Raw genomic sequence first — 21,708 nt, 5'->3', positions numbered from 1 at the left:
CCTTAGTAGACAGACGCAGCATGGCGCAGGCTGGCTTAAAAGAGAAATTGATTATATATTTATAATTAACCAGAATAAGTGATATGAGAGGGCGGGGATGTTCAGGCGATTAACAAGATGGGTAAGCGTAATCAGAAAAGATGGCGTCACGCTGTGGTATGCCTGCCGCGATCCGCGTACGCCACTGTGGCAAAAGGGCATGGCCGTGCTGCTGGCGGTTTATGCGCTAAGCCCCGTTGATTTTATTCCCGACGTTATTCCCTTTGTTGGGCTACTGGACGACGCTATTATCGTGCCGTCGGGCATGATGCTGCTGCTGCGCCTGCTGCCGGCGGAGGTCAGGGCCGCCAGCCAACAGCGAACCGCCCGGCAGGCCCACAGGAAAAAGAAGCTTGGCGGCTGGCTGGCGATAGTGCTGCTGGTATGGCTGGCGATGATTATCTGGCTGGTGAAGACATGGAGTCAGTAAGGAATAACAATGCATATCACATTAAGGCAGCTTGAGGTCTTTGCTGAGGTGCTGAAAAGCGGCTCGACAACCCAGGCCTCGCAGGTGCTGTCGCTGTCGCAGTCGGCGGTCAGCGCGGCGCTGGCGGATCTGGAAAATCAGCTGGGCGTTCAGCTGTTCGACAGGGTCGGAAAACGGCTGGTGGTTAACGAGCACGGCCGCCTGCTTTATCCACGGGCGGTGGCGCTGCTGGAGCAAACCACTGAAATCGAACAGCTGTTTCGCGAAGATAACGGCGCGCTGCGGGTTTACGCCAGCAGCACCATTGGTAACTATCTGTTGCCGGGCATGATTGCCGGCTGGCGGCGCGACTTTCCCGAGCTGCCGCTGGAGCTGAGCGTGGGCAACAGCCAGGATGTGATTAACGCCGTGGCTGATTTTCGCGTCGATGTGGGTTTTATCGAAGGGCCGTGCCACGTCAGCGAGCTGGTTGGCGAACCCTGGCTGGAAGATGAGCTGGTGGTTTTTGCCGCCGCCGACGCGGCTATTCTGCGTCAGCCGGTGACGCTGGAAAGCCTGGCGGCCGCGTCGTGGATCCTGCGCGAACACGGCTCCGGCACGCGCGAAATCGTCGATTATCTGCTGCTTTCGCATCTGCCGCAGTTTAGCCTGGCGCTGGAGCTGGGCAACTCAGAGGCAATCAAGCATGCCGTGCGCCACGGGATGGGCATCAGCTGTCTGTCGCGGCGGGTTATTGCGGAACAGCTGGCGGCAGGCACGTTAAAAGAAGTGCCGATCCCGCTGCCCAAACTCAAACGCACGCTGTACCGTATTCATCATCGGCAGAAGCATCTCTCGAAGGCGCTGCTGCGTTTTCTAAGCTACTGCGCGGAATAAAGCGGAGCAGTCAGAAAAACGGGGCTTAATCAGGCGCTAATAATTCGCCGCAGATCATGAAGCTATCTTATAACGTCGCGGAATGACTTCTTCTGACGAAGGAGTTTGTTACAATCGCGCCTCATTTTAGCCAGAGCACAGCATTTACCAATGGATCATGACACAAAAACAACACAACAGCCTGAATTACAGCGCAAACTAAAGGCGCGTCATTTGACGATGATCGCCATCGGCGGTTCCATAGGCACCGGCCTGTTTGTCGCTTCCGGCGCGACTATCTCCCAGGCTGGCCCCGGCGGCGCGCTGCTTTCCTATGCCCTGATCGGCCTGATGGTCTATTTCCTGATGACCAGCCTCGGCGAACTGGCCGCCTTTATGCCGGTATCCGGCTCCTTTTCTACCTACGGCTCCAACTTCGTTGAAGAAGGCTTCGGCTTTGCGCTGGGCTGGAACTACTGGTACAACTGGGCCGTGACCGTGGCGATTGAACTGGTTGCCGCGCAGCTGGTGATGACCTACTGGTTCCCCGATACGCCCGGCTGGATCTGGAGCGTACTCTTTCTGAGCGTTATCTTCCTGCTCAACTACATCTCGGTAAAGGGCTTTGGTGAGGCAGAATACTGGTTCTCCCTGATCAAAGTGGTCACGGTAGTGATTTTTATCGTAGTGGGCGTGATGATGATCCTCGGCATTCTGCGCGGCGACCAGCCGGTCGCGGGCTGGGGTAACTGGCAGATCGGCGATGCGCCTTTCTCCGGCGGCTTTTCCGCCATGATCGGCGTGGCGATGATTGCCGGCTTCTCCTTCCAAGGAACGGAACTGATTGGTATCGCCGCAGGCGAATCGGAAGATCCGGCCAAAAATATTCCGCGCTCGGTTCGTCAGGTCTTCTGGCGCATCCTGCTGTTTTATATCCTGGCGATCCTGGTGATCAGCCTGATTATCCCTTACACCGACCCAAGCCTGCTGCGTAACGATGTGAAAGACATCAGCGTCAGCCCGTTCACGCTGGTGTTTAAACATGCCGGGCTGCTTTCAGCGGCGGCGATCATGAATGCCGTGATCCTCACCGCTATCCTGTCAGCGGGCAACTCCGGGATGTATGCGTCGACCCGTATGCTGTTTACGCTGGCGCGCGAAGGCAAAGCGCCGCGTATGTTTGGCAAGCTGTCAAAAGGCGGCGTGCCGCGCAATGCGCTGTATGCCACCACCGTGGTTGCCGCGCTCTGTTTCCTGACCTCAATGTTCGGCAACCAGACGGTCTATCTCTGGCTGCTGAATACTTCCGGCATGACCGGTTTTATCGCCTGGCTGGGGATAGCCATCAGCCATTACCGTTTCCGTCGCGGCTTTGTCTCGCAGGGCTACGATATCAACGATCTGCCGTACCGCTCTAAGTTCTTCCCGCTGGGGCCGATCTTCGCTTTCGTGCTCTGCCTGATCATCACCCTGGGGCAAAACTACCAGGCGTTCCTGGCGGATCGCATTGACTGGTACGGCGCGGCGGCAACCTATATCGGCATCCCGCTGTTCCTGATTATCTGGTTCGGCTACAAGCTGACGAAGCGCACGCGCTTTGTGAAATACAGCGAAATGCAGTTCCCCAAATTTAAATAAGGGTGAAGGCGCGGTTTCCGCGCCTTTTTCTTTGACATACTCTGTTACATATAGGATTGATAACTATTATCATTTCCTTTATTGTTAGCGCCGTACGTTTTCCGCTTTGCTAATTTTCAGGGTTTGCAGCCGGCCTGGTGCGAACTCCATGACAGGTAGAAACCATGAGCGTGACCCACAACACCGACCGCTACGCCAGCGTCCAACAGCACGAAGGCGCGATGGATCGTTATCATCATCTGCTGCGCCGCCGCCTGTTTTTTATGGGCGTGCTGGTGTTGGCTATCCTCGCTTCGCTGCTGTTCGACTTTACTTTAGGCCCGTCGGGCCTGTCGCTGGAAACGCTGTGGCAAACGCTGCTGTCGCCGCAGAGCGTGGATGCCGGTTCGCGCGTTATCGTCTGGGATATTCGTTTACCTTACGCGCTGATGGCAGTGGTGGTCGGGCTGGCGCTGGGGCTGGCCGGTGCGGAAATGCAGACTATCCTGAATAACCCGCTGGCCAGTCCGTTTACGCTGGGCGTCTCTTCCGCCGCCGCCTTTGGCGCCGCGCTGGCTATCGTGCTGGGCATCGGTTTGCCCGGTATCCCGGATCAGTGGTTTATCTCAGCTAACGCCTTTATTTTTGCGCTGCTGGCCGCGCTGATGCTGGACGGCGTTACCCGCTGGACGCGCGTGGCGACTTCCGGCGTGGTGCTGTTCGGCATCGCGCTGGTGTTTACCTTTAACGCGCTGGTATCCATGATGCAGTTTATCGCCAGCGAAGATACGTTGCAGGGCCTGGTGTTCTGGACGATGGGCAGCCTGGCGCGCGCCTCCTGGGAGAAACTGGGCGTGCTGACGCTGGCGCTGCTGCTGGTTCTGCCGTTCTCCATGATGAGCGCCTGGAAGCTCACCGCGCTGCGCCTGGGCGAAGATCGCGCCGTCAGTTTTGGTATTGACGTGCGCCGCCTGCGGCTGGGCACGCTGCTGCGCATCAGCGTGCTTTCCGCGCTGGCGGTGGCTTTTGTCGGCCCAATCGGGTTTATCGGCCTGGTGGCGCCGCATATCGCTCGCCTGATCTTTGGCGAGGATCACCGTTTTTACCTGCCAGCCAGCGCGCTGACCGGCGCGCTGGTGCTGTCAATGGCGTCGGTGGTGTCGAAAAACCTGGTGCCCGGCGTGATTATCCCGGTCGGCATCGTCACTTCTCTGGTCGGCGTGCCGTTCTTCCTGAGCATTATTCTGCGTCATCGGGGGAGCGTCTGATGGACGGTTTAGCTATTAAAGGCTTTCACGCCGGTTATCCTAAACGCAAGATTATCAGCAACCTGAACGTGCCGCTGCTGCCGCGAGGCAAAATCACCGTGCTGCTGGGGCCGAACGGCTGCGGAAAATCCACGCTGCTGCGCTCGATTGCCGGACTGAATCAGGCGCAGGGCGAGCTGTGGCTGAACGGCACGGAGCTGCTGAGCCAGCCGTTTGCCCGCCGGGCGGAAAAAGTGGTGTACCTGCCGCAGTCGCTGCCCGCTGGCGTGCATCTGCACGTGCTTGAATCCATTATCGTCGCCCAGCGCGCTTCCGGCGCACGCGGTAGCGCGACGAGCGAGGGGGAAGTGATGGCGCTGCTGGAAAGGCTGGGCATCGCGCATCTGGCGCTGAGCTACCTCGATCAGCTTTCCGGCGGCCAGAAGCAGCTGGTTGGCCTGGCGCAGTCGCTGATCCGTCGCCCGGAGCTGCTGCTGCTGGACGAGCCGCTAAGCGCGCTGGATCTTAACTATCAGTTCCACGTCATGGATTTAGTGCGCCGGGAAACCAGCAAGCGGAATATCGTTACCGTAGTCGTGGTGCACGATATCAATATCGCTCTGCGTCACGGTCAGCACGTGCTGATGCTGCAAAACGGCGGCCTGATTGCTGACGGTCTGCCGGAAGAGGTGATTACACCGGAAAGCCTGGCGAAGGTATACGGCGTGCGGGGCCGTATTGAGCGCTGCTCGCAGGGGACGCCGCAGGTGCTGATTGATGGCCTGGTCAGCGAGCCGGTTTCCTGAATGGACGAGTCGGTTTCTTGCCGGCTCTCTTGTGCATTGCTTCCCTCTCTGTCTGGCGCATCATTGTTAATTCCCTGACGCTCAGATTTTTACCCTGCGTTTGTGCTCAGATAGCGAAAACATCGGGGCCTTTTACCGCCAGCGTGTTCAGTATGCGCAGAACCGGGCCGCTTGGGGTAATCTCGCCACGCTCCCATTTGGAAACGCTGTCTACCGTCATGCCCAACGTATAGGCCAGCGTGGCCTGGGTCAGTCCCCAGCGGGCGCGAACGGCTTTGATTTCGCTGGCGGACATGGTGCGGACTGCGGCAATACGTTGACGAAACTCACGCAGGCTGACGCGGGCAGCGATTTCCTGCACATCGTTATTGCTCATTAGCCCCAGCGCCTGTAGCTCTTTAGCATCGTCAAGCATCTCATGTAACTCGGCCGGTTTCGTTTTCATTGTTTTACCTCTCTGAACGTCCCGCTTGCTTTCAGTCGATCCAGCATGTTTTTATCCGCTTTAAAATAAGCTCTGGCGAGCTTCTTATAAATCTCCAGCTCATCCTCGCCAATCTCTTTTGCCGCTTTTTTCGAACCGTCTTTCAGCCAGCCATCATAAAAAAAACAGATTGTTATCTTTTTTAAAAAATACCACTGTGCGGGCGCCGCCGCGTTTGCCTGCATTCAAAGCAATCCGCTTTTTTTTAACGCCCCCGCCCAAATCTGCCTCATAGTTGCCGCACTCAATCTCCCTTGCGGCCAGACAAAGGTCGGTATCTGCAATGCCAGCTTTTGCAAACATCTTGTCCAGGCGCTTATGGATATAAATCGCCATTTCCCTGGCCTCCGCTCCATATAGTAACCATTATTATAATAACCATTACGGCTTCACTACAAGTGGTTATGGCCATGCCGACAGGAGGATGTATTGCTATTGCAGGGCGGATCCTGAGGGGAGCGCAAGAAAAAAAAGGCCGGGAAGATCCCGGCCCTGAAGGGTTACGCCAGCAAATAGCGGGCATGGAAGCGCAGATGATCTTCCACGAAGCTGGCGATAAAGTAGTAGCTGTGATCGTAACCGGGCTGAATGCGCACGGTCAGCGGATAGTTTTTCTCGCTGGCCACCGCTTCCAGCCGTTCCGGGCGCAGCTGATCGGCGAGGAACTGATCGCTGTCGCCCTGATCCAGCAGCATCGGCAGCGGATGCGTCGCCTGCTGCATCAGCAGACAGCTGTCCCAGGCTTCCCACAGCGCGCGATCCTCGCCCAGATAGGCCGTAAAGGCTTTTTCGCCCCACGGCACCTGCGTTGGATTAACGATCGGCGCAAAGGCGGAGGCCGAAACATAGCGCTGCGGATTACGCAGCGCCAGCATCAGCGCGCCGTGACCGCCCATAGAATGGCCCATAATCGCCTGCTTATCGCTGACGTTAAAGTTGCCGGCAATCAGCGCGGGCAGCTCTTCCGTCAGGTAGTCGTACATCCGAAAATGCGCATCCCACGGCGCCTGGGTCGCGTTCAGATAGAATCCGGCACCCTGGCCCAGATCGTAGGCTTCGTCATTGGGCACCACTTCGCCGCGCGGGCTGGTATCCGGCATCACCAGCACCAGACCCAGCTCTGCCGCCGCGCGCTGCGCGCCCGCTTTGGTCGAGAAATTCTCGTCGCTACAGGTCAGCCCGGCCAGAAACCAGAGCACCGGCGGGGCGGTATCGCCTTTCGGACCCGGCAAAAAAATGCTGAAGGTCATAGAGCAGTTCAGCGTGGCCGACTGGTGGCGATAGCGCTGCTGCCAGCCGCCAAACATGCGGTGTTCTTCCAGTAACTCCAGGGTGGATACCATCCTTGTCTCCTTATTTAGAAAAATGCACCACGGAACGGATAGATTTCCCTTCGTGCATCAGATCGAACGCGTCGTTGATCTCTTCCAGCGGCATATTGTGGGTGATGAAATCATTCAGCTGGAATTCACCATCCAGGTAGCGCTGGACGATCCCCGGCAGCTCCGAGCGGCCTTTCACGCCGCCAAACGCGGAGCCGCGCCAGACGCGTCCGGTCACCAGCTGGAACGGGCGGGTAGAAATCTCTTCGCCTGCACCAGCCACGCCGATAATCACGGACTCGCCCCAGCCTTTGTGGCAGCACTCCAGCGCGGAACGCATCACGTTAACGTTGCCGATGCACTCAAAGGAGAAATCGACGCCGCCATCGGTCATTTCAACAATCACATCCTGAATGGGCTTATCGTAATCTTTTGGATTAACCAGGTCGGTGGCGCCCAGCTTTCTGGCGAGATCGAACTTGCTGGTATTGAGATCGATACCGATAATCCGGCCCGCTTTCGCCATCTTCGCGCCGATAATCGCCGAAAGGCCGATGCCGCCCAGACCGAAGATCGCCACGGTATCGCCTTCTTTTACCTTGGCCGTGTTCATCACCGCGCCCATACCGGTGGTGACGCCGCAGCCCAGCAGGCAAACTTCTTCCAGCGGCGCTTCTTTACTGATTTTCGCCAGTGAAATTTCCGGGATAACGGTGTACTCAGAGAAGGTCGAGGTGCCCATATAGTGGAAAATCGGCTTGCCGTCCTTAAAGAAACGGGTGGTGCCGTCCGGCATTAGCCCTTTGCCCTGGGTGGCGCGGATAGCCTGGCACAGGTTGGTTTTGCCGGAGAGGCAGAACTTACATTTGCCGCATTCCGGCGTGTACAGCGGAATGACGTGATCGCCGACCGCCACGCTGGTAACGCCTTCGCCAACCGCTTCGACAATACCGCCGCCTTCGTGGCCCAGAATAGCCGGGAACACGCCCTCAGGATCTTTTCCTGAAAGGGTATAGGCATCGGTGTGGCAGACGCCGGTCGCGACGATGCGTACCAGCACTTCGCCTTTCTGCGGCGGCATCAGGTCGACTTCTTCAATCGACAGCGGCTCGCCGGCGGCCCAGGCAACAGCGGCGCGAGTTTTAATCATCTGCATATCAGTTTATTCCTTGTAGAGGTTGCCATTTGGCAGGGATCTGGCGAGCGGCCTGACGCCGCTCAAACCATTTAATTATGGCTGAATTTCATCGTCCGGGGATTGCTCTATAATCAGGTACTTCAGCGCCTTGACGTTGGGGGTAAACGCATCCCGACGCCACACCAGGTAAGTCGTGGTCTCGCTGATATCCGCAGGCAGCGCATGTTTTTGCACCTGGCCCGGCGCGGCGATCCTTTCCAGCACCGATTCCGGCAGTATCGCCAGCCCGGCGCCGCTGGCTACGCAGGCCAGCATGGCGTGATAGGACTGGATCTCCATAAACGGGCCGGGTGAAATCCCCGCCTGACGAAACCAGTTTTCTAAACGAAGACGGTAAGAGCAGCCGGGACGGAAGGCGAACAGCGTATCGCCTGCGGCATCTTCAGGGCGCTGAATGGGCGCATGGTGCAGGTTGCTGATCAGCACCATGCGCTCGCTAAAGGTTTTGCAGCTGTTCAGCTCGTCGGCCACGACCGGGCCTTCGGCCAGCGCGGCGGCCAGCGTGCCTTTCCGCACCTGCTCAATGATTTCACCCGAGGTACCGGTGACCAGCGACAGCGTGACCTCAGGATAGCGCTGATGGTAGGTTGACAATAAAGAGGGCAGGTGGACAGCGGCGGTGCTCTCCATCGATCCCAGCGCAAATATGCCGCCAGGCTCGCCGTTGTGCGTCATTGCCAGCGCTTCCTCGCTGAGCGCCAGGATCCGCTGCGCATAGCACAAAAAATTATGGCCCATCGGCGACAGCCGCAGGCGCTGCTTTTCGCGGATAAAAAGATCGATGCCCGTTTCCTGCTCCAGCTGGCGCAGCCTGGTCGTCAGGTTGGACGGCACGCGATGCAGCTGTTCGGCGGCGCGCGCCAGCGAACCGGTCTCCGCTACCGCGCAGAACATTTTAAGCTGGGTCAGATCCATTTATTCTCTTTTCGTAAACAAGTTGGTTTGTATTATTCACTTTTTGTAAGTCTATCCATGATGCAGACTGACTGCAACACTTTCATCAAGCCGGATAAAGCCGGAAGGGAGAACAAATGGCAATACGGGTAGCGCTAAGCGCTTTTATTGCGCTGATTGTCGCGATGGGCATTGGGCGGTTTACCTTTACGCCGCAGGTGCCGCTGATGATTACGGAGCATCAGCTGACGCTGACCAGCGCGGCGGTGGTCGCGGCCTTCAACTACCTGGGCTACCTCTGCGGCTCCTGGAACGCGATGCGGACGACCACGCACGTGGAGGCCAGGCTTAAGGCAGGCATCGGCGGCGCGGTGATCCTGACGCTGCTTTCCGCCTGCGTGTCCGATGCCTGGCTGCACGGCGTGGTGCGCTTTGCGATCGGCTGGGCCAGCGGCTGGGCGATGGTGCTGGTAGCGGCATGGAGCAACGAGCAGCTGCATAAATATGGCCGTCCCGGCTTAAGCGCCGCCGTCTTCGCCGGGCCGGGCATGGGCATCTTTCTGAGCGGGCTGCTGGCCGTGTTTCTTCACGCACAGCAGGTCAGCGCCGCGCAGGCCTGGTGCGCCTATGGCGTGCTGTCGCTGGTGCTGGCTTCTCTTATTTTTCGTTTCCTGCCGCGTAAAGGCGAGCTGCACCGGCCCGAAACCACGCCGGAACCGCTGGTGCTGACCAGCGGGCTGAAAAAGCTGGTCTGGAGCTATAGCCTGGCCGGCTTTGGCTACATCATTCCCGCCACGTTTCTGTCGCAGATGGCGGCGGCCCGTTTTCCTGCCAGCGCTTTTGCGCAGTTTGTCTGGCCCATTTTTGGCGGCACGGCGGTGTTAGGCGTCGGGCTGGGCATTGTTATGCGGCATATCGGTTCATCCAATACGCGGCTGGCGTTTAACCTGTGGGCGCAGGCGCTGGGCGTGCTGTGCGCCGCCGTGGTGCCGGGTTTGAGCGGGCTGGTGGTCGGTTCAATACTGATGGGCATTGGCTTTCTTAACCTGGTGTCGCTTTCGCTGCAATATGCCCGCGAGATGGCGCCGCGCCATAGCCGGTATATGGCAGGCCTGCTGACCACCGGTTACGCTATCGGCCAGCTGGCCGGGCCGCTGGTTTCCGCGCTTTCCACCACTTTTACCCATCGCCTTGAGCCAGCGCTTTACGTCGCGGGCGCGGGACTGCTGGTGGCCGGGCTGCTGGTCTGGCGGCGCGATCCCGGTGCTGCATGAAACAGTTTCAGGGTGGTTTAGCTTGATTCGCTGGATTAACGACGCGTTGTGTACCAAAATACGCCCTCTGAAATTGTACCGGTCCCGTCGGGACCGGCGTTACACCTGCTGGAGAATAGATCGCCATGGCTACGTTAAGTCAGGAAGCCACACTTGTTCACGAAGCGCTGCTTGCGCGTGGACTGGAAACACCCCTACGCTCGCCTGCGCGTGATATGGATGACGAAACCCGCAGGCGGCTGATCGCCGGGCACATGACCGAAGTCATGCAGCTGCTTAATCTTGATTTAGAAGATGACAGCCTGATGGAAACGCCGCACCGCATCGCTAAGATGTATGTGAATGAGGTGTTCTCCGGCCTGGACTACGCCAACTTCCCGAAAATCACCCTGATTGAAAACAAAATGAAGGTGGACGAAATGGTGACGGTGCGGGATATCACGCTGACCAGCACCTGCGAGCACCACTTTGTGATCATCGACGGCAAAGCGACGGTAGCCTATATCCCGAAAGATAAAGTGATTGGCCTGTCGAAGATTAACCGCATCGTGCAGTTTTTCTCTTCCCGTCCACAGGTACAGGAAAGGCTGACCCAGCAGATCCTGGTTGCGCTGCAAACGCTGCTTGGCACCAATAACGTCGCGGTTTCCATCGACGCGGTGCACTACTGCGTAAAAGCGCGCGGCATTCGTGATGCGACCAGCGCCACCACCACCACTTCACTGGGCGGCCTGTTCAAATCCAGCCAGAACACCCGTCAGGAGTTTCTGCGCGCCGTTCGCCACAGCTAAGCTACGGCGCGCCGTCGTAGCCAGTTGTTACCCTTCACCACAGTCAGGGCCTGCCGATGCCTCGTATTCAGACGCTGGATTTTATTCGGGGCATCGCCATTCTGGGGATCCTGCTGCTCAACATTAACGCCTTCGGTCTGCCGGGCGCCGCCTATCTGAACCCGGCGTGGCAGGGCAGCGTTACGCCGGGCGATGCCTGGACGTGGGCGCTGATCGATTTCTTTGCCCAGCTGAAATTCCTCGCGCTGTTTGCGCTGCTGTTTGGCGGCGGCTTGCAATTGCTGCTTTCGCGCGGCAAACGCTGGCTACAGGCGCGCCTGAGCTGGCTGGTGCTGCTCGGTTTTCTGCACTGTCTGCTGTTCTGGGAAGGGGACATCCTGCTGGATTACGGGCTGATTGGGCTGGTAGCCTGGCGGATGATCCGCGACGTCTCCTCGACGCGGCAGCTGTTTAATACCGGCGTGATGCTTTATATCGTGGGCTGCGGCGTGCTGCTGGTGTTCGGCCTGCTGTCGGGCCATCAGCCTAACAATTCCTGGCTGGCGGGGGCGGCGGATATTCAGTATGAAACCTTCTGGAAAACCCACGGCGGTTGGGAAGCGGTGCGCAACCGTCTCGATCTGCTCTCGTCAGGCCTGCTGTCGCTGGCGGCGCAGTACGGCTGGCAGCTGGCCGGCCTGATGCTGATTGGCGGCGCCTTGATGCGCAGCGGCTGGCTACAGGGGCGCTGGAGCCTGACCCACTACCGGCGCACCGCGCTGATCCTGCTGCTGCTGGCGGCCATCATCGAAATACCGGGCATTTATCTGCAGTGGGCTTGCGGCTGGGCATTTTATCCGTCAGCGTTCTATTTACAGCTGCCGCGCGAGCTGAGCGCGCCGCTTCAGGCTATCGGCTATGCCGCGCTTTGCTTTGGTTTCTGGCCTACGCTGGCCCGTTTTACCCTCACGCGCGCCATCAGCAGCGTAGGGCGGATGGCGCTGAGCAACTATTTACTGCAAACGCTGCTTTGCACCACGCTTTTTAACCATTTCGGCTGGTTCAACCGGCTCGATCGGCCGCAGCTGCTGGTGGTAGTGCTGCTGGTCTGGCTGGTAAATCTCCTCTTTTCGCTGTGCTGGCTGCGCTATTTCCGCCAGGGGCCGGTCGAATGGTGCTGGCGTCAGCTCACCCGTCTGAGCAGCCGCGACGTAATGTTACAAAAATGATAAGCGTCACAAATGTGACGGAAAGGGATGTAACCGTTTTCATCAGTGTGACCTGATTCACGCAGTCTTGCCTTGCCCTTTGTCAGAATAGCCCCGCAAACAACGCATCCGGGAGGGCTATGCAAACCTTATCTTCCACAGGCAGTCAGCCATGATCACCATTCGCGATGTAGCCCGTGAGGCTGGCGTGTCGGTGGCGACGGTTTCACGCGTGCTTAACCACAGCGCGGCGGTCACACAGGAAACGCGGGAAAAAGTGCTGGGCATCGTCGGCCAGCTGGGCTACCGACCCAACGCCAACGCGCAGGCGCTGGCTTCCCAGGTCAGCGATACCATCGGCGTGGTGGTGATGGACGTCTCCGATCCCTTCTTCGGCGCGCTGGTCAAAGCGGTGGATACCGTCGCGCAGCGTATGCAAAAACACGTACTTATCAACAACTCCTATCATCAGGCGGACAAAGAGCGGCACGCTATCGAGGTGCTGATCCGTCAGCGTTGCGGCGCGCTGATCGTTCATGCCAAAGCCCTGGCAGACGACGAGCTGGCCTCGCTGATGGATCAGGTGCCCGGCATGGTGCTGATCAACCGCGTCGTGCCGGGCTACGCGCACCGCTGCGTCTGCCTGGACAACGTCAGCGGCGCGCTGATGGCGATGCGCATGTTGCAACAGCAGGGCCACCGGCGCATCGGTTATCTGGGGTCGAGCCATACTATCGAAGATACAGACCAGCGACGCGCGGGCTGGCGGCAGGCGCTGGCCGAGCAGGCTACCCAGCCTGCCGAAAGCTGGATCGCCAGCGCCGAGCCGGATATGCAGGGCGGAGAGGCGGCGATGGTGGAGCTGCTGGGGCGTAATCTCCACCTCAGCGCCGTGTTCGCCTATAACGACAGCATGGCCGCCGGGGCACTGACCGCGCTGAAAGATAACGGCATTGCGGTGCCGCAGCAGCTGTCGGTGATTGGCTTCGACGATATCCCCATTTCCCGCTATACCGACCCGCAGCTGACGACCGTCCGCTATCCTATTGTTTCCATGGCTAAACTGGCTACCGAACTGGCGTTGAAAGGCGCGGCGGGCCTGCTGGACGAGTCGGCCGGTCACTGCTTTATGCCAACGCTGGTGCGCCGTCATTCCGTCGCGCCCTGCCAAAGTGTGGCGGCGATCACTATACGCAACGATACCGCCATGTAACCGTTTTCAATCCGTGAGTAAGTTCACAGTTAATTAACATCTGCTTCACTAAGATGGCCGTGCCTGGCCGGGACAGAATAACAACACGGTCCGGCTGCACACGCATACCGACCCTACAAAGAACCGGAGAGAACAATGAAGAAGGCATTCACCCTCACAGCCCTGGTTGCCAGCATGATGTTTGGCGCAACGGCGCAGGCGGCCGATACCCGCATTGGCGTAACCATTTATAAATATGATGACAACTTTATGTCCGTGGTGCGCAAGGATATCGAGAAGGAAGCGAAAAACAGCAGCGGCATTCAGCTGCTGATGAACGATTCGCAGAACAGCCAGTCAACGCAAAACGATCAGATTGACGTGATGGTGGCGAAAGGCGTGAAGGCGCTGGCGATTAACCTTGTCGATCCGGCGGCGGCGGCGGTGGTTATCAGTAAAGCCAAAGCCAACGATATTCCGATTGTTTTCTTCAACAAAGAGCCTTCTGCTAAAGCGCTGGCCAGCTACGACAAGGCTTACTATGTCGGTACCGATTCTAAAGAGTCCGGCGTCAAGCAGGGCGAGCTGATTGAGAAACACTGGAAAGCCAATGCCAACTGGGATCTGAACAAAGACGGCGTGGTGCAGTTTGTGCTGCTGAAAGGCGAGCCGGGCCACCCGGATGCCGAAGCGCGTACCAAATACGTGATCGAAACCCTGAATAAAGACGGCCTGAAAACGCAGCAGCTGCATCTGGATACCGCCATGTGGGATACCGCTCAGGCAAAAGACAAGATGGACGCGTGGCTCTCCGGCCCGAACGGCAACAAAATCGAAGTGGTGATCGCCAATAACGATGCGATGGCGATGGGCGCGGTAGAAGCGCTGAAGGCGCATAACAAAACGTCCGTACCGGTCTTCGGCGTGGATGCGTTGCCGGAAGCGATGGCGATGGTGAAATCCGGCGCGATGGAAGGCACCGTGCTGAACGATGCGGAAAACCAGGCCAGAGCCACTTTTGAAATGGCGAAAAACCTGGCGGCGGGCAAACCGGCGACCGAAGGCACCAACTACAAGCTGGAAGGTAAAGTGGTGCGCGTGGCCTATGTGCCGGTTGATAAAGAGAACCTCGCTCAGTTCAGTAAATAAGTCTTTCCGGGCGCACTCGCGTCCGTTACCGGGCCCGTCGCAGAACGGGCCCGATCGTAAAACGATCCGCCAGGTAGAATTATGAGCAGCGATCAGGGGCAGTATCTGCTGGAAATGACTAACGTCAGCAAGTCCTTTCCGGGCGTAAAGGCGTTAGATAACGTTAATTTAAAAATTCGTCCCCATTCGGTTCACGCGCTGATGGGGGAAAACGGCGCGGGCAAATCGACTTTATTAAAATGCCTGTTTGGTATTTATAGCAAAGACACGGGAAGCATTCTTTTTCAGGGCAAAGAGATCGACTTTAAAAGTTCCAAAGAGGCGCTGGAAAACGGCGTATCTATGGTGCATCAGGAATTAAACCTGGTTTTACAGCGCACGGTCATGGATAACATGTGGCTGGGCCGCTATCCGCGAAAAGGCTTTTTCGTCGACCAGGATAAAATGTATCGCGATACCAAAGCCATTTTTGAAGAGCTGGATATTGATATCGATCCGCGCGACAAAGTGATTAACCTTTCCGTTTCGCAGATGCAGATGATAGAGATAGCTAAAGCGTTCTCTTATGATGCCAAAATTGTCATTATGGACGAGCCGACCTCTTCATTAACGGAAAAAGAAGTGAACCACCTGTTCACTATTATCCGTAAATTAAAAGATCGCGGCTGCGGCATAGTTTATATCTCCCACAAGATGGAAGAGATTTTCCAGCTGTGCGACGAAATTACTATTTTGCGCGACGGCCAGTGGATCGCTACCCAGCCGCTGGAAGGGCTGGATATGGATAAGATCATCGCCATGATGGTAGGGCGCTCGCTGAACCAGCGCTTCCCGGATAAGTCCAACGTGCCGGGCGAAACTATCCTGGAGGTGCGTAACCTTACCTCACTGCGCCAGCCGTCTATTCGCGATATTTCGTTCGATCTGCGCAAGGGCGAAATCCTTGGCGTGGCCGGGCTGGTGGGGGCTAAACGTACCGATATCGTGGAAACGCTGTTCGGCATCCGCGAAAAGTCCGGCGGCACCATTAAGCTGCACGGCAAAAAAATCAACAATAACTCGGCTAACGAAGCGATTAATCACGGCTTTGCGCTGGTGACGGAGGAGCGTCGCGCCACGGGGATTTATGCGTTTCTGGATATCGGTTTTAACTCGCTGATTTCAAATATTCGCAAATATAAAAACTCGATTGGCCTGCTGGATAATAACCGGATGAAAAGCGATACCCAATGGGTTATCGATGCCATGCGGGTAAAAACACCGGGACACGCGACCTCTATCGGCTCGCTTTCGGGCGGCAACCAGCAGAAAGTCATTATTGGCCGCTGGCTGTTAACCCAGCCGGAAATATTAATGCTGGACGAACCGACGCGCGGCATCGACGTCGGCGCAAAGTTTGAAATTTATCAGCTGATTTCCGATCTGGCGAAAAAAGAGAAGGGCATCATTATTATCTCTTCCGAAATGCCGGAGCTGCTGGGCATTACCGACAGGATCCTGGTCATGAGCAACGGCATGGTCGCAGGCATTGTCGAAACCAAAACTACCACGCAAAACGAAATATTACGTTTAGCATCCAAGCACCTTTAATGAGGTAAGGGCTGTCCATGAATGCTGTGAATAAGAAGAATGCGCTCACCTGGCTGAAAGAGGGTGGCATCTATGTTGTGTTGCTGGTTCTGCTGGCGATTATTATTTTCCAGGATCCGACATTTTTAAGCCTGATGAACCTGAGTAATATTCTGACCCAGTCCTCCGTGCGCATTATTATTGCGCTTGGCGTGGCCGGGCTGATTGTAACGCAGGGCACCGACCTTTCCGCCGGTCGTCAGGTTGGTCTGGCCGCGGTAGTGGCGGCGACGCTGCTCCAGGCGATGGATAACGCCAACAAGGTGTTTCCACATATGGATACCGTGCCGATCCCGCTGGTTATCCTGATTGTCTGCGTTGTCGGCGGCCTGATTGGCCTGATCAACGGCGTGATCATCGCCTATCTGAAGGTGACGCCTTTTATCACCACGCTGGGCACGATGATTATCGTTTACGGCATTAACTCGCTTTATTACGACTATGTAGGCGCTTCGCCGATCGCCGGGTTCGATGAGAAATTCTCGACCTTTGCGCAGGGCTTTATTCGCCTGGGCGACTTCAAGCTCTCCTACATTACGTTCTATGCGGCTATTGCTATCTTCTTTGTCTGGATTTTGTGGAACAAGACCCGCTTTGGCAAAAACATCTTTGCTATCGGCGGCAACCCGGAAGCGGCAAAAGTGTCGGGCGTGAACGTTAACTTCAACCTGATCCTGATTTATGCGCTTTCCGGCGTGTTCTACGCCTTCGGCGGGATGCTGGAAGCGGGACGTATCGGCTCGGCAACCAATAACCTGGGCTTTATGTACGAGCTGGATGCGATTGCGGCCTGCGTAGTAGGCGGCGTCTCCTTCGCCGGCGGCGTGGGCACCGTGGCCGGTGTGGTAACGGGCGTGCTGATTTTCACCGTTATCAACTACGGCCTGACCTATATCGGCGTTAACCCTTACTGGCAGTACATTATCAAAGGCGGCATCATTATTTTCGCCGTGGCGCTCGACTCCCTGAAATACGCCCGCAAGAAATAGTGTGCTTCTATAGAGAAAGGCCAGCCCGGCCTTTCTCTTTTTCCTGTCAGAACTGCACGCCTTTGGTCAGCCCGCCGTCCACCAGGAGATTAGTGCCGGTGGTGAAACTGGCCGCCTCGCTGGCAAGAAACACCGTGGCTTTCGCTACTTCCTGCGGCGTCGCCATTCTTCCCAGCGGATTCGCCGCCAGGCATTTGGCAAAGGTTTCCGGCTGGTTGCGTTCAATATCGCCCCACACGCCTTCACTGAAATAAACGTTGCCCGGCGAAACGGTATTCACGCGAATGCCGTCTGCCGCGTGGCGTTCCGATAAGGTTTTGCCGTAATGGATCAGCGCCGCTTTCATGATGCCGTACGGCTCGGCAAACATATCGACCTCGCGTCCCGCCACGCTGGAGATCAGCACTATGGATGCCGCAGAGGATTTTTTCAGGTAAGGAAGGGCGGCCTGCACCATCGTTACGGTGCCCATCAGGTCGGTGTCGAACGCTTTACGCCACACGTCCGGATCGCTGCCTGCCGCCAGCGCACTGACGTTAGGCACGATAATATCCAGCCCGCCAAGGCGGTTTGCCGCTTCCTGAATCCATGTTTGCATCTGCTCTGGGGAGGTGACATCGACCGCCGTGCCGTTTGCGCGTGAACCCAGCGCCTGTTGCGCTTCCTGCACGCCTTCAGGGCTGCGCGCGCAAAACTCCACTCGTGCGCCTTCGGCAAGAAAGCATTCCACAATTGCTCGTCCAATGCCGCGCGAGCCGCCGCTGACCAGTACGCGACGATCCTTCAAGTTCAGATCCATTTGTCTCTCCTGTTAACGTTTAGTGATCTATTCGGCAGACAGACTGACAGAAGAAGCGGGCAGGTTCATAACAATCAGTGCGTTAACGGCGGCATGTCACGCTGGCGGACGGGCATCCGCCTTCATTTTTTGTTCCAGCTCCAGCAGCTGTTCAGGCGTGACCGCCGGATAGCTCTGCGCATCTTCCGGGACTTCGTGCCGCGCCGGGATCGGCACCAGCGGCCCCAAAAAGCGCGGTTCGCGCTTCATCAGATACAGATCGGCCAGCGCGCCCAGGCGAGCCGCCACTTCCCTGGTGCGGATATTCAGCATGTTCTTCGGCGAGGGCACCGCGTAACACTGCGCCTGAATACCCATATGCAGCGCAATAAACAGCGCGCGCTCGCAGTGGAAACGCTGGGTGATGATGATGAAGTCGTTGGTGTCGAAGACCTTGCGCGTGCGCACGATAGAATCCAGCGTACGGAAGCCGGCGTAATCCAGCACAATATCGGCAGGCGCCACGCCGGCGGCAATCAAATCCCGCCGCATGGTCATCGGCTCGTTGTAGCTTTGCTGCGCATTATCGCCGCTCAGCAGCAGATAGTTAACCTTGCCGCTGTTATAGGCGTTGAGCGCGCCCTGCATCCGATAAAGGTAATACTGATTGATGACGCCGGTACGATAATATTTTGCCGTGCCTAATACGACGCCGACCTGACGATGGGGCAGGGATTTGAGATTATCGTAGACGTAAGGCGCGGTTTTGACGCTTATCCAGCGATCCAGGCCGAGCGCGGTTATTACCATCAGGGTAACGATGATAATCAGGCCGTAGATCAAGCGTTTTATCATGCCGTACGGTACTCAGACTGAAGCCGAAAAGGTGGCTCAAGGCTACTGTACCCGACGAGGTGAAGCAAGCGGTAGCGCACCGGCTGGCGGCTTTTTGCACAAAATCGTCAAACGCTGTGGAAAGGGGATAAAAACCGGGCGCACGGCGCGCCCGGTCAGCGGTATTAAATAGAAGTACGGCGATAGTTACGGTACTGCGGCAACCAGAAATTGGCGGCAATCGCTTTGGACAGCACATCTTCCGAGGTGACCACCGCCACGCCGGCCAGCTGCGCCGCTTTGCCTACGGCCATCGCAATTATTTTCGACACGCCCTGAATATCTTTCACTTCCGGCAGCACCGGGCCAGCGCCGTCGTTGACCAGCGGTGAACAGTCGGCCAGCGCGCGGCTGGCGGCCATCAGCATACTGTCGGTCACGCGGGTGGCGCCCGAAGCGATCACGCCCAGGCCGATGCCGGGGAAGATATAGGAGTTGTTGCACTGCGCGATCGGGAACGTTTGCTCTTTCCAGGTGACCGGCGCGAACGGGCTGCCGGTCGCGACCAGCGCGGCACCGTCGGTCCACGCCATAATATCCTGCGGCGTTGCTTCCACGCGGGAGGTCGGGTTGGAGAGCGGCATGACGATTGGGCGCGCGCAGTGCTTGTGCATCTCGCGGATAATCTCTTCGCTGAACAGGCCGGGCTGGCCGGAAACGCCGATCAGAATATCCGGGCGCGCGTTACGCACCACGTCCAGCAGCGACAGGGAATCGGAACTGGAATCCCAGTCGGCCAGATCCTCGCTCTTCTGCACCAGCTTGCTCTGGAAGCTGAGCAGGTTTGGCTGCTTGTCGGTGAGCAGGCCGAAGCGATCCACCATAAAGACGCGCGCGCGGGCTTCTTCGTCGCTCAGACCTTCTGATTTCATCTGCGCGATAATCTGCTCGGCGATGCCGCAGCCGGCAGACCCCGCGCCCAAAAACACGACTTTCTGCTCGCTCATTTTGCTGCCTGCTGCGCGGCTGGCGGCGATCAGCGTGCCCAGCGTGACGGCGGCGGTGCCCTGGATATCGTCATTAAAGCAGCAGACTTCATCGCGATAGCGCTCCAGCAGCGGCATGGCGTTTTTCTGCGCGAAATCCTCAAACTGCAGCAGCACGTTTGGCCAGCGGCTTTTTACCGCCTGGATAAATTCATTAACGAAGTTATCGTACTCTTCGCCGGTGATACGCGGATGACGCCAGCCCATATAGAGCGGATCGTTCAGCAGCTGCTGGTTGTTGGTGCCGACGTCCAGCACCACCGGCAGCGTATAGGCCGGGCTGATGCCGCCGCAGGCGGTATACAGCGACAGCTTGCCGATAGGAATGCCCATGCCGCCGATGCCCTGATCGCCCAGGCCAAGAATACGCTCGCCGTCGGTGACTACGATGACCTTCACGTTCTGCTTGGTGGCGTTTTGCAGCATATCTTCAATGCTGGCGCGGTTCGGATAGGAGATAAACAGCCCGCGCGCGCGACGATAGATTTCAGAAAAGTGTTCACAGGCCGCGCCGACGGTCGGGGTATAGATAATCGGCATCATCTCTTCAAGATGATTATCCAGCAGGCGGTAGAACAGCGTTTCGTTGGTGTCCTGAATGTTGCGCAGATAAACGTGCTTGTCGTTGGCGTTTTTGAAATCCTGAAACTGACGCCAGGCGCGCTGGGCCTGCTCTTCAATGGTTTCCACCGTCTCGGGCAGCAGACCGTTCAGGTTAAAGTCATTGCGTTCTTCTATAGAGAAGGCGCTGCCCTTATTCAACAGCGGAAATTCCAGCAGGATAGGGCCAGCGTAGGGAATGTAGAGAGGGCGTTTACTTTCGTAGTCGAGTTCCATGTAATCAATGCTCACTGGGATCGGTAGTGGCCCAATCCTAAAATAATTCATCCGAAAGTACAGCATTTGTTAACAGCTTATAACAAATGCGGGCACTTTTTTGGCAATAAAAAGCCAGCCGGCAGCGGGGCTTGCGGGCTGGCGAAGCGGATCAGCGCAGCGGCACGGTTTGCAACGTCGCGCAGCCCAGCGCCTGAAGCGTCGCGGCGGTTGCCTGTCGCTGGATAAGGCGGGCATCGGGCGCTTCCGCCAGCACGGCGCGCTGAATTTGCAGCACGTCGTAGCCTGCAAGGTTCAGCAGGATCAGCGCGGCCTGCAGCGGCGGCAGGCTTGGGTTAAAGGCGGCGTTTTCCGCATAGCTGCCGGCAAAAATCGCGCCGTCGGCCATTTGCAGCGCCACGCCGCTTAACGCCTGCGAGTAAGGCGCATGGCTGCGGTTAGCCGCCTCAAGCGCGGCCCTGACCAGCGCGTCGCCGGTAATGGTCAGGCCGTGATCGACCTCGTCCAGCAGCAGCGTCTCAATCGCTAAATCGCGCGGGCCGAAAGCATCTGGCAGGTAATCGCCCAGCGTCGCCGGTTCGCGTCCCGGCAGATGAATGCGCAGCGCGGTGCCGCTGTTCAGCTCGTTCATAAACTGGCGGCAGTGGCCGCAGGGCGTGTAGTTGACGGTAATCGCCTCAAGGCCTTTTTCGCCGCGCAGCCAGGCATGGGTTACCGCGCTCTGTTCGGCGTGGACGGTTTGCTGCATGGTCGCGCCGGAAAACTCCATGTTCGCGCCAAAATAGAGATGGCCGCTGCGGCCCAGCGCCAGCGCGCCGACGTTGAAGCGCGACAGCGGCGCGACGGCACAGGCGGCCGCCAGCGGCAGCAGCGCAAAGGTAAGTTCGCGGTTGTCCAGACCGGTTTCGGTTCTGATGGCGGCCATTTGTTCTGGGGTAAAAAAAGCGGGAAAGGTGTCGGTCAGCAAAGGCTGCAACGCCGCCTGCAGCGGGGAAGGCAGCGCGGCGAAAGCCGCTTGAAAACGTGGTTGCATAGTGGCTTCTCTTGCATAAGTGGCCGCTTATTCTGGCGGGCAGCCAGGCTAATGTATGTGATTATAATCACACAGAT

22 protein-coding genes are annotated in these 21,708 nt (G+C 57.6%); 12 read left to right on the top strand and 10 right to left on the bottom strand.

The genetic code is table 11. The features are described 5' to 3' along the window. The first annotated feature begins 97 nt into the window (after window positions 1–97). From QCD69_RS04220 to QCD69_RS04200, 5 genes are all read left to right on the top strand, one after another. A complete protein-coding gene (locus QCD69_RS04220) occupies window positions 98–469 on the top strand; it encodes a YkvA family protein (RefSeq protein WP_253459930.1) in 372 nt (123 codons plus the stop codon). A gap of 9 nt (window positions 470–478) precedes the next feature. Next, entirely contained in the window at window positions 479–1,345 is an 867-nt protein-coding gene (yieE, locus tag QCD69_RS04215) for a DNA-binding transcriptional regulator YeiE (protein WP_253459933.1), read from the top strand. A gap of 150 nt (window positions 1,346–1,495) precedes the next feature. After that, window positions 1,496–2,962 (top strand): amino acid permease, encoded by a 1,467-nt coding sequence (locus QCD69_RS04210; protein WP_125288184.1) that lies wholly within the window; start codon window positions 1,496–1,498, stop codon window positions 2,960–2,962. 164 nt (window positions 2,963–3,126) lie between these two features. Continuing rightward, the gene (locus tag QCD69_RS04205; RefSeq protein ID WP_253459936.1) at window positions 3,127–4,209 is read left to right on the top strand and encodes a FecCD family ABC transporter permease; all 1,083 of its coding nucleotides are present in this window, start codon (window positions 3,127–3,129) and stop codon (window positions 4,207–4,209) included. Continuing rightward, window positions 4,206–4,994 (top strand): ABC transporter ATP-binding protein, encoded by a 789-nt coding sequence (locus tag QCD69_RS04200; protein WP_301251166.1) that lies wholly within the window; start codon window positions 4,206–4,208, stop codon window positions 4,992–4,994. Before QCD69_RS04205 ends, QCD69_RS04200 begins: the two co-directional genes overlap by 4 nt. A 106-nt stretch (window positions 4,995–5,100) precedes the next feature. On the opposite strand, the gene QCD69_RS04195 is transcribed toward QCD69_RS04200, so the two are convergent. From QCD69_RS04195 to ptrR, 6 genes are all read right to left on the bottom strand, one after another. Then, a complete protein-coding gene (locus tag QCD69_RS04195; RefSeq protein ID WP_253459939.1) occupies window positions 5,101–5,439 on the bottom strand; it encodes a helix-turn-helix domain-containing protein in 339 nt (112 codons plus the stop codon). Beyond that, the gene (locus QCD69_RS04190) at window positions 5,436–5,663 is read right to left on the bottom strand and encodes a hypothetical protein (RefSeq protein WP_253459943.1); all 228 of its coding nucleotides are present in this window, start codon (window positions 5,661–5,663) and stop codon (window positions 5,436–5,438) included. Before QCD69_RS04190 ends, QCD69_RS04195 begins: the two co-directional genes overlap by 4 nt. Further along, window positions 5,593–5,814: a type II toxin-antitoxin system RelE/ParE family toxin gene (locus QCD69_RS04185; RefSeq protein WP_253459947.1), complete on the bottom strand. Its 222-nt coding sequence runs from the start codon at window positions 5,812–5,814 to the stop codon at window positions 5,593–5,595. The genes QCD69_RS04190 and QCD69_RS04185 overlap by 71 nt, the downstream gene beginning before the upstream one ends. A 164-nt stretch (window positions 5,815–5,978) precedes the next feature. Continuing rightward, window positions 5,979–6,821: an S-formylglutathione hydrolase gene (gene fghA / locus QCD69_RS04180; RefSeq protein WP_253459950.1), complete on the bottom strand. Its 843-nt coding sequence runs from the start codon at window positions 6,819–6,821 to the stop codon at window positions 5,979–5,981. A gap of 10 nt (window positions 6,822–6,831) precedes the next feature. Beyond that, on the bottom strand, window positions 6,832–7,956 hold the full coding sequence (locus QCD69_RS04175) for an S-(hydroxymethyl)glutathione dehydrogenase/class III alcohol dehydrogenase (RefSeq protein ID WP_253459953.1): 1,125 nt from the start codon (window positions 7,954–7,956) through the stop codon (window positions 6,832–6,834). Window positions 7,957–8,031: 75 nt separating this feature from the next. Continuing rightward, entirely contained in the window at window positions 8,032–8,913 is an 882-nt protein-coding gene (gene ptrR, locus QCD69_RS04170; RefSeq protein WP_253459956.1) for a putrescine utilization regulator PtrR, read from the bottom strand. A 116-nt stretch (window positions 8,914–9,029) separates the two neighbouring features. Here ptrR and QCD69_RS04165 point away from each other — a divergent pair, with 116 nt between their 5' ends. The 7 genes from QCD69_RS04165 to mglC all read left to right on the top strand — a co-directional run bounded on the left by QCD69_RS04165 (window position 9,030) and on the right by mglC (window position 17,103). Next, window positions 9,030–10,166, top strand: coding sequence for a YbfB/YjiJ family MFS transporter (locus QCD69_RS04165; RefSeq protein WP_301251138.1), 1,137 nt, complete (start codon window positions 9,030–9,032; stop codon window positions 10,164–10,166). Window positions 10,167–10,291: 125 nt separating this feature from the next. Further along, complete coding sequence (gene folE / locus QCD69_RS04160) at window positions 10,292–10,957, top strand: GTP cyclohydrolase I FolE (protein WP_125288176.1); 666 nt, start codon at window positions 10,292–10,294, stop codon at window positions 10,955–10,957. 56 nt (window positions 10,958–11,013) lie between these two features. Next, window positions 11,014–12,165: a DUF418 domain-containing protein YeiB gene (yeiB, locus tag QCD69_RS04155; protein WP_301251136.1), complete on the top strand. Its 1,152-nt coding sequence runs from the start codon at window positions 11,014–11,016 to the stop codon at window positions 12,163–12,165. A gap of 151 nt (window positions 12,166–12,316) precedes the next feature. Further along, window positions 12,317–13,357 (top strand): HTH-type transcriptional regulator GalS, encoded by a 1,041-nt coding sequence (galS, locus tag QCD69_RS04150; protein ID WP_253459965.1) that lies wholly within the window; start codon window positions 12,317–12,319, stop codon window positions 13,355–13,357. Between the two features lie 135 nt (window positions 13,358–13,492). Then, a complete protein-coding gene (gene mglB / locus QCD69_RS04145; protein WP_253459968.1) occupies window positions 13,493–14,485 on the top strand; it encodes a galactose/glucose ABC transporter substrate-binding protein MglB in 993 nt (330 codons plus the stop codon). An 81-nt stretch (window positions 14,486–14,566) separates the two neighbouring features. Then, a complete protein-coding gene (gene mglA / locus QCD69_RS04140; protein ID WP_125288172.1) occupies window positions 14,567–16,075 on the top strand; it encodes a galactose/methyl galactoside ABC transporter ATP-binding protein MglA in 1,509 nt (502 codons plus the stop codon). Between the two features lie 17 nt (window positions 16,076–16,092). Then, on the top strand, window positions 16,093–17,103 hold the full coding sequence (gene mglC, locus QCD69_RS04135; RefSeq protein WP_125288171.1) for a galactose/methyl galactoside ABC transporter permease MglC: 1,011 nt from the start codon (window positions 16,093–16,095) through the stop codon (window positions 17,101–17,103). Window positions 17,104–17,149: 46 nt separating this feature from the next. Here the strand turns inward: mglC and QCD69_RS04130 are convergent, their stop codons facing one another. From QCD69_RS04130 to cdd, 4 genes are all read right to left on the bottom strand, one after another. Continuing rightward, window positions 17,150–17,902, bottom strand: a complete 753-nt coding sequence (locus tag QCD69_RS04130; RefSeq protein WP_301251134.1) for an SDR family NAD(P)-dependent oxidoreductase — start codon at window positions 17,900–17,902, stop codon at window positions 17,150–17,152. A 96-nt stretch (window positions 17,903–17,998) separates the two neighbouring features. Next, on the bottom strand, window positions 17,999–18,736 hold the full coding sequence (gene sanA / locus QCD69_RS04125) for an outer membrane permeability protein SanA (RefSeq protein WP_253459974.1): 738 nt from the start codon (window positions 18,734–18,736) through the stop codon (window positions 17,999–18,001). Window positions 18,737–18,900: 164 nt separating this feature from the next. Next, window positions 18,901–20,598, bottom strand: a complete 1,698-nt coding sequence (locus QCD69_RS04120) for an NAD-dependent malic enzyme (RefSeq protein ID WP_253459977.1) — start codon at window positions 20,596–20,598, stop codon at window positions 18,901–18,903. Between the two features lie 151 nt (window positions 20,599–20,749). Further along, window positions 20,750–21,631, bottom strand: coding sequence for a cytidine deaminase (gene cdd, locus QCD69_RS04115; protein ID WP_253459980.1), 882 nt, complete (start codon window positions 21,629–21,631; stop codon window positions 20,750–20,752). Between the last annotated feature and the right edge of the window lie 77 nt (window positions 21,632–21,708).

This window comes from Erwinia sp. PsM31, from assembly GCF_030433775.1.
GTDB classification, from domain to species: Bacteria; Pseudomonadota; Gammaproteobacteria; order Enterobacterales; family Enterobacteriaceae; genus Erwinia; species Erwinia aeris.
This window is presented reverse-complemented; position numbering and strand designations above follow the sequence as displayed.

What these genes read in the sequence shown, in the direction of transcription:
- QCD69_RS04220 (WP_253459930.1), top strand. Translation starts at nt 98, where the DNA reads ATGTTCAGGCGATTAACAAGATGGGTAAGCGTAATCAGAAAAGATGGC.
- yieE (WP_253459933.1), top strand. Translation starts at nt 479, where the DNA reads ATGCATATCACATTAAGGCAGCTTGAGGTCTTTGCTGAGGTGCTGAAA.
- QCD69_RS04210 (WP_125288184.1), top strand. Translation starts at nt 1,496, where the DNA reads ATGGATCATGACACAAAAACAACACAACAGCCTGAATTACAGCGCAAA.
- QCD69_RS04205 (WP_253459936.1), top strand. Translation starts at nt 3,127, where the DNA reads ATGAGCGTGACCCACAACACCGACCGCTACGCCAGCGTCCAACAGCAC.
- QCD69_RS04195 (WP_253459939.1), bottom strand. Translation starts at nt 5,439, where the DNA reads ATGAAAACGAAACCGGCCGAGTTACATGAGATGCTTGACGATGCTAAA.
- QCD69_RS04190 (WP_253459943.1), bottom strand. Translation starts at nt 5,663, where the DNA reads ATGCAGGCAAACGCGGCGGCGCCCGCACAGTGGTATTTTTTAAAAAAG.
- QCD69_RS04185 (WP_253459947.1), bottom strand. Translation starts at nt 5,814, where the DNA reads ATGGCGATTTATATCCATAAGCGCCTGGACAAGATGTTTGCAAAAGCT.
- fghA (WP_253459950.1), bottom strand. Translation starts at nt 6,821, where the DNA reads ATGGTATCCACCCTGGAGTTACTGGAAGAACACCGCATGTTTGGCGGC.
- QCD69_RS04175 (WP_253459953.1), bottom strand. Translation starts at nt 7,956, where the DNA reads ATGCAGATGATTAAAACTCGCGCCGCTGTTGCCTGGGCCGCCGGCGAG.
- ptrR (WP_253459956.1), bottom strand. Translation starts at nt 8,913, where the DNA reads ATGGATCTGACCCAGCTTAAAATGTTCTGCGCGGTAGCGGAGACCGGT.
- QCD69_RS04165 (WP_301251138.1), top strand. Translation starts at nt 9,030, where the DNA reads ATGGCAATACGGGTAGCGCTAAGCGCTTTTATTGCGCTGATTGTCGCG.
- folE (WP_125288176.1), top strand. Translation starts at nt 10,292, where the DNA reads ATGGCTACGTTAAGTCAGGAAGCCACACTTGTTCACGAAGCGCTGCTT.
- yeiB (WP_301251136.1), top strand. Translation starts at nt 11,014, where the DNA reads ATGCCTCGTATTCAGACGCTGGATTTTATTCGGGGCATCGCCATTCTG.
- galS (WP_253459965.1), top strand. Translation starts at nt 12,317, where the DNA reads ATGATCACCATTCGCGATGTAGCCCGTGAGGCTGGCGTGTCGGTGGCG.
- mglB (WP_253459968.1), top strand. Translation starts at nt 13,493, where the DNA reads ATGAAGAAGGCATTCACCCTCACAGCCCTGGTTGCCAGCATGATGTTT.
- mglA (WP_125288172.1), top strand. Translation starts at nt 14,567, where the DNA reads ATGAGCAGCGATCAGGGGCAGTATCTGCTGGAAATGACTAACGTCAGC.
- mglC (WP_125288171.1), top strand. Translation starts at nt 16,093, where the DNA reads ATGAATGCTGTGAATAAGAAGAATGCGCTCACCTGGCTGAAAGAGGGT.
- QCD69_RS04130 (WP_301251134.1), bottom strand. Translation starts at nt 17,902, where the DNA reads ATGGATCTGAACTTGAAGGATCGTCGCGTACTGGTCAGCGGCGGCTCG.
- sanA (WP_253459974.1), bottom strand. Translation starts at nt 18,736, where the DNA reads ATGATAAAACGCTTGATCTACGGCCTGATTATCATCGTTACCCTGATG.
- QCD69_RS04120 (WP_253459977.1), bottom strand. Translation starts at nt 20,598, where the DNA reads ATGGAACTCGACTACGAAAGTAAACGCCCTCTCTACATTCCCTACGCT.
- cdd (WP_253459980.1), bottom strand. Translation starts at nt 21,631, where the DNA reads ATGCAACCACGTTTTCAAGCGGCTTTCGCCGCGCTGCCTTCCCCGCTG.